Annotated in this window: 4 protein-coding genes; all 4 read right to left on the reverse strand. The window is 44.8% G+C overall.

Annotated elements, in window-relative coordinates:
- Positions 1-2,872, reverse strand: a 2,872-nt coding sequence (locus EZJ43_RS16850; protein ID WP_207924655.1) for a beta strand repeat-containing protein, incomplete at its 3' end; no start/stop codon positions are given.
- A gap of 563 nt (positions 2,873-3,435) precedes the next feature.
- Complete coding sequence (locus EZJ43_RS16855) at positions 3,436-5,406, reverse strand: OmpA family protein (protein WP_133263893.1); 1,971 nt, start codon at positions 5,404-5,406, stop codon at positions 3,436-3,438.
- 71 nt (positions 5,407-5,477) lie between these two features.
- Complete coding sequence (locus tag EZJ43_RS16860) at positions 5,478-6,443, reverse strand: PorP/SprF family type IX secretion system membrane protein (protein ID WP_133263894.1); 966 nt, start codon at positions 6,441-6,443, stop codon at positions 5,478-5,480.
- Positions 6,444-6,479: 36 nt separating this feature from the next.
- A partial coding sequence (locus EZJ43_RS16865) for a gliding motility-associated C-terminal domain-containing protein (protein WP_133263895.1) occupies positions 6,480-6,797 on the reverse strand: 318 nt, incomplete at its 5' end.

Below are 6,797 nucleotides of genomic sequence, written 5' to 3' on the forward strand. Positions count from 1 at the left end.
TCGTACCTGAATCACCTTTTGCTCCTTTGATGTTACCTGTTACACCCCATGTTCCGCCTGTTTTTGTATAAACATCACCTGTGGTCGTATTAACATAAGTATCACCGTCATTACCTAGACCAGTTGCCGGAGCTCCTGTTCCGCTCGTTACAGATTTACCATCTGCTCCGTTCGCACCTTTATCACCTTTCGGTCCGTCGATCTTGGTATAAGTCTGTGTTGTTGGATTATAAACATAAGTACCGCTGTCGTTCGTTACAATCGTAACGCCCAAACCAGGTGCGCCAGGTGTGCCCGATCCCGGTATGCCCGGTGTGCCACTTGTACCAGGCAAAGCTGCTACTCCTACTACGCCTGCATCGCCTTTATCACCTTTCGGTCCGTCGATCTTGGTATAAATCTGTGTTGTTGGATTATAAACATAAGTACCGCTGTCGTTCGTTACAATCGTAACGCCCAAACCAGGTGCGCCAGGTGTGCCCGATCCCGGTATGCCCGGTGTGCCACTTGTACCAGGTAAACCTTGTACGCCTACTACGCCTGCATCGCCTTTATCACCTTTCGGTCCGTCGATCTTGGTATAAGTCTGTGTGGTTGGATTATAAACATAAGTACCGCTGTCGTTCGTTACAATCGTAACGCCCAAACCAGGTGCGCCAGGTGTGCCCGATCCCGGTATGCCAGGTGTGCCATTTGTACCGGGTAAACCCTGTACGCCTACTACGCCCGCTTCACCTTTATCACCTTTCGGTCCGTCGATCTTAGTATAAGTCTGTGTTGTTGGATTATAAACATAAGTACCGCTGTCGTTCGTTACAATCGTAACGCCCAAACCAGGTGCACCAGGTGTGCCCGATCCCGGGATGCCAGGTGTGCCATTTGTACCGGGTAAACCCTGTACGCCTACTACGCCTGCTTCACCTTTATCGCCTTTGTCACCTTTCGGTCCGTCGATCTTAGTATAAGTCTGTGTTGTTGGATTGTAAACATAAGTACCACTATCATTTGTTACAATAGTAACGCCTGCTCCAGGTGCACCAGGTGTGCCCGATCCCGGGATGCCAGGTGTGCCATTTGTACCGGGTAAACCCTGTACGCCTACTACGCCCGCTTCACCTTTATCACCTTTCGGTCCGTCGATCTTAGTATAAGTCTGTGTTGTTGGATTGTAAACATAAGTACCGCTATCATTTGTTACAATAGTAACGCCTGCTCCAGGTGCACCAGGTGTGCCCGATCCCGGGATGCCAGGTGTGCCGTTTGTACCGGGTAAACCCTGTACGCCTACTACGCCTGCTTCACCTTTATCGCCTTTGTCACCTTTTGGTCCGTCAATCTTAGTATAAGTCTGTGTTGTTGGATTGTAAACATAAGTACCACTATCGTTTGTTACAATAGTAACGCCTGCTCCAGGTGCACCAGGTGTGCCCGATCCCGGGATGCCAGGTGTGCCATTTGTACCGGGTAAACCCTGTACGCCTACTACGCCTGCTTCACCTTTATCGCCTTTCGGTCCGTCTATCTTAGTATAAGTCTGTGTTGTTGGATTGTAAACATAAGTACCACTATCGTTTGTTACAATAGTAACGCCTGCTCCAGGTGCACCAGGTGTGCCCGATCCCGGGATGCCAGGTGTGCCATTTGTACCGGGTAAACCCTGTACACCTACTACGCCTGCCTCACCTTTATCGCCTTTTGGTCCGTCAATCTTAGTATAAGTCTGTGTTGTTGGATTATAAACATAAGTACCACTGTCGTTTGTTACAATAGTAACGCCTGCTCCAGGTGCACCAGGTGTGCCCGATCCCGGTATGCCAGGTGTGCCATTTGTACCGGGTAAACCCTGTACGCCTACTACGCCTGCTTCACCTTTATCGCCTTTGTCACCTTTTGGTCCGTCGATCTTGGTATAAGTCTGTGTTGTTGGATTATAAACATAAGTACCACTGTCGTTTGTTACAATAGTAACGCCAGCGCCAGGTGCACCAGGTGTGCCTGATCCAGGGATGCCAGGTGTGCCATTTGTACCGGGTAAACCCTGTACGCCTACTACGCCTGCTTCACCTTTATCGCCTTTTGGTCCGTCGATCTTAGTATAAGTCTGTGTATTTGGATTATAAACATAAGTACCACTGTCGTTTGTTACAATAGTAACGCCTGCTCCAGGTGCACCAGGTGTGCCTGATCCAGGGATGCCAGGTGTGCCGTTTGTACCGGGCAAAGCTGCTACCCCTACTACGCCCGCATCGCCTTTAGCTCCGCGTAAATCACCAGTAGATTTTGAAGTACCATCAGTATAAACTAACTTAATAATCCCTGTTGCTGGATCATAAGACGAACTTGCTATTCCGTTTCCAGCTAACCCATTCAATCCAGCTGTACCAGTTTCTCCTTTGGCTCCAGTAGCACCAATAGGGCCTCTAATGTTTCCTACTGGCAATCCCCATGAATTGTTAACGTTAGTATAAAGGTCACCATTTACAGTATTGATATACGTATCACCCGGCTTACCCCCGCTTGGCTCTCCTGATCCGATCGATAAAGATTTACCATCAAGTCCTGCTGCACCCTGTGAATACTTAAACCATCTTGTACCATCATTATAATAGATGCCCGGTGTAACGTCACCAACAGTGGCAGTATTATAAACCATAATACCAGCAACGTGCGCAGTTAACGGAGCTGGATTTGTTGTCAGCTTTAAAGGTACTCTAGGAAAAAGAATACCTTTATTTACACTTTCTAGTTCCAGTATGGCATCTTTGTTTGGCAAGTTTGCGCCGCCAACCGTTCCATCTTTCACTTTTTGCTGCGCGAGAGCAGCCGTTAAGCTCATAGAAAGAGATAAAACAAGGAGTAATTTTTTTGTCATTTCTTTAGTAGTTAATTTTTCCCATTATTAAATAATGGCTTGTAAGGACTTTAATTTTAAGTATTCTGCTTTTGCGACAGAACTATTTATGATGAATAATTGTGAAAAAAATAATTTTCGGAGTCTTTGGTAGAATTGGGATGTTTCATTCGTTTGGAATAATAGTTAATTTTAAGGGTTGGTGTAATAATTTTATTACTAATGCGTTATTCAAAAACCGTTCCAATCATAATCACATTCATTTGTAGTTGTTATAATACGTATTCAACCTTAAATTGGGTGATAACTTGAGTAGTCTGATGCCCAAAGCGGGAAATCTTTCAATAAAAGATTGGGGAATTTAATGCACGCTATGGCTTATTTGCAACAAAGACAATAAATATATTAGATTTTCCCTGAACGTGAGCGCTCATTTAGGGCACAATAAATTTATTAACTTGGCATTAGTATAAAAATTGGATTTGTTTAGCGTAGAATTGTTCAAACCGAACAATAACTAAAAAAAGCCATTCTCAAAAAAATTGAGAATGGCCGAGCATTATTTGTTTAGTTTATTATCTTATTTACTGCTTCACAATTTTGAATTCAGTTCTTCTGTTCAGTTGGAAATCGGCTTCTGAGCATTTAACACCGTTTGTGCATCTGTTTACCGGCATACTTTCGCCATAACCTTTTGCAGTGATCCTGTTCTTGCTTATCCCCTTATCAATAATATATTGAACCGCAGAATTTGCTCTTTTTTGTGATAGCCACTGATTGTACTGATCGTTACCTCTACTGTCAGTATGCGAGCCAAGCTCGATCAAGATCGTAGGGTTGTCTGTCAGCACCATAACAAGCTTGTCAAGTTCCTCAGCAGCATCCGGTCTGATGTTTGATTTATCGAAATCGTAATAAATATTCTCTATCTTGATCACTTTGTTGATCACGATCGAATCCAGAAAAAGGTCTCTTGTCAATGTTGAAGATGAAACCAATCCTCTGGTAGTCAACGATGCAACATCGTTCAGATAATTGTCCCTACTCCCCAATAGCGTATAGTCAGATGATTCATCAAGACCGAACTCAAACTTGCCGTCTGCCTGGGTAACTGCTTTAAGCTGTGTGCCCTTCAAGTTTTTCAGCGTAACAAGGGTATTTCCAAGCGGTGCTTTCGAAACCTTGTTGAATGCGGTGCCAATAAGCTTGAACACGATGACCTCACTATCCACAAAACTGTATATATCGTCCTGTCCTGCACCGTTGTTCCTATTTGATGAAAAATAACCTGTTTTTGGCGCATAAGAGGTAAAGGCAAAATCATCCTTCGGCGAATTTGTAGGATAGCCCAAGTTCTTTGGAACTGACATGATGCTTCCATTTGACTTACTGCTGAAAATATCTAATCCACCCATACCAACCCTGCCGTCGCTACTGAAATAAAAAGTATCATCAATACCTTTGAAAGGATTACGTTCATTTCCATCTGTGTTTAAACTTTCCATATTTATTGGAGTTCCCCAGTCACCTGCATCAGTTTTCAGACTTGCATAAATATCGGTACCGCCTTTTCCGCCTGGCATGTTCGAAGCAAAGTACAGTGTTTTCCCGTCACTGCTTATGAACGGATCGCCTACAGAATATTCGTTAACTTTGTTGTACGCAAAGGGAACAGCTTCGCCCCAATTGCCCGAAGTGTCTTTTTTACTACTGAAAATCTCCACGTTAACCGTGGCAAGCTTGCTTTTTAATATGCTGTTCTTCGAAAAACTCAGCTCATCGTCGATCTTGGTCAGCGTAAAGTACATCTCTTTTCCATCTGCTGTAAAGCTGGCCGCACCAACGTGGTAATTCGTGCCCGTGTTTAACGGAAAAAGCTTTACACTATCGGTACCCTTCTTCATGTACAGGTGGAGGTAACCGTTTCCCGTAGAACCGTATATGTTTCTATTTGGCTTCTTCGATCCGTCGAACTTTAAAAAAGGTCTTCCCCCCGTAGCTGATTTTCCAATGGAATCTTTCCTGTCGGATGTGAACACCATTTCATCCATATATTTTACACTCCCCCAATCAGACTGTGCCGAGTTGAGTCCCTTCTCATTGGTTATCGCAACCTTTGTCGGTGACCTCATCCACAGTACTGCCGAATCGCAGGACGAAAGTATGATGTTCTGCTTTTTGAGCGAAAATTCCTTGTCGAGGGAAAAGTATTTTAAAAACTGTGACTTCGCCTCTGCATATTTTGAATTGTTCTGGAGTGCCAGCGCATAGCTGTAAATATTCACCGGAGCACTCTTTGGCATCTCAACCACTTTGGCATACCAGCTTTCTGCCTGCTGGTAATTGTTCATCAGCGAATAGCAGACCGCCAGCTGCTCTGCGGCGTGCAGTGTCGGGTTCTTTTTATATGCCACCTCGTACAGGTCAACTGCTTTCGCATAGTTGAAAAGTTCGAACTGCACATCAGCTTCTTTTAGCACATACTGCGCACTGGCAGGCCTGCCCATCAGTGCAAATAACCCGAACATAAAAAATGCTAGTAGATTTCTTTTCATTTTATAGTATTTAAACGGTCTGTAACATTAATTTTTCAGACCAAATATAATCATCTTTAATTACAGTTTCCCTAAAAAACCCGTGGCGTAAGCATTCTTACATTGCCTTTGTTGAAGAAATAGCCCAACGAGATTTCGTGGGTAGATCCACTGTAGCCCTGGAGCGCGCCTATAGAGAAGTCATAGGCATAGCCCACCCTCAGGTTCGGCGTAGGAAAGAACTGAACTGCGGCAACCGCTGAGTTCAGGTTGCTCAGGTCTTTCTGCAGGTATGACTTGGTGTAGATCTTTACACCGGTGCGGTAAGAGGCACCTACCCAAAATTTCTCCGCGAAGATAACAAATGCATTCAGGTCCAGACTTGTAGGACCGCCCCTGTCGTCTTTTAACAGAAAAGAGGGCTTGAGCAGTACATCATAAGAAAGTGGCACAAGCACGCCAGCGGTTAAATAATAGTGCGGTTTTGGCTGTGGGATAAAAGCATTCTTGCTGATGTCGAGGTATTGCGAAATGAGGTTATCTGCACTCAGCCCTGCATAAAAATTATTATCAGAATAGTAAACGCCCACGCGGGCATCGGGTATGATTGTGCTCTGAAGACCGAGTGGCTGGTTCACCTCAAAATCATTGGGATTAAGGAGTGCGCCATCTATCCCGAGCTGGATTGCGCCAACGCCGAGCCCAAAGGCCAAGCGGGAACTGCCGTCCTCGTTCATCGAAATTCGGTAAGCGTAGTTTCCGTACACCGACTGGTTGCGCTGTGCACCCAAACGGTCGCTCGAAACCTGCAGTGCCAAACCTACATTGCCGTCGTTCGCAATCGCATCGACCGCAAGGCTCATCGTTTTAGGGGCACCTGTTATGCCCGTCCACTGTGTGCGGTAGAAGGCGTGTACGTTCAATTGCTCCTTATAACCTGCGTAAGCGGGGTTGATATAAATGCCATTGAACATATATTGGCTGAACTGTGCATCCTGCTGTGCTTTTGCAAAGCTGAACACGGACATAAAGCCGATTATGAAGAATATTTTTTTCATTGTCTTATTTTTTTGCTCTGATCAGTTACTGGACTGTTACTTCTTAAATGCCCTGATCAACGTGATGTAACCTTTGAATATCTGCCATTCAGAATTATCGCTCTCTTTTACCTTTAAAAGATAATAGTAAGTGCCTTCGTTCAGGCCTTCTCCTGTCCATGTGTTATCGTAATTTGAAGATTTGTAAACCTCATTGCCCCAGCGGTTAACGATCACCAGTTCGTTCTTGGCAAAAAGTTCAATTCCCCTTATCTCAAATGTCTCGTTCGTGCCATCTCCGTTGGGCGTGAAAAGGTTGGGAACGAGTAGCGTTGAGGCAGAGACCGAAATCTTGGTGTAAAATCCGCCGTTGGC

The organism is Pedobacter changchengzhani, assembly GCF_004354365.1.
GTDB classification, from domain to species: domain Bacteria; phylum Bacteroidota; class Bacteroidia; order Sphingobacteriales; family Sphingobacteriaceae; genus Pedobacter; species Pedobacter changchengzhani.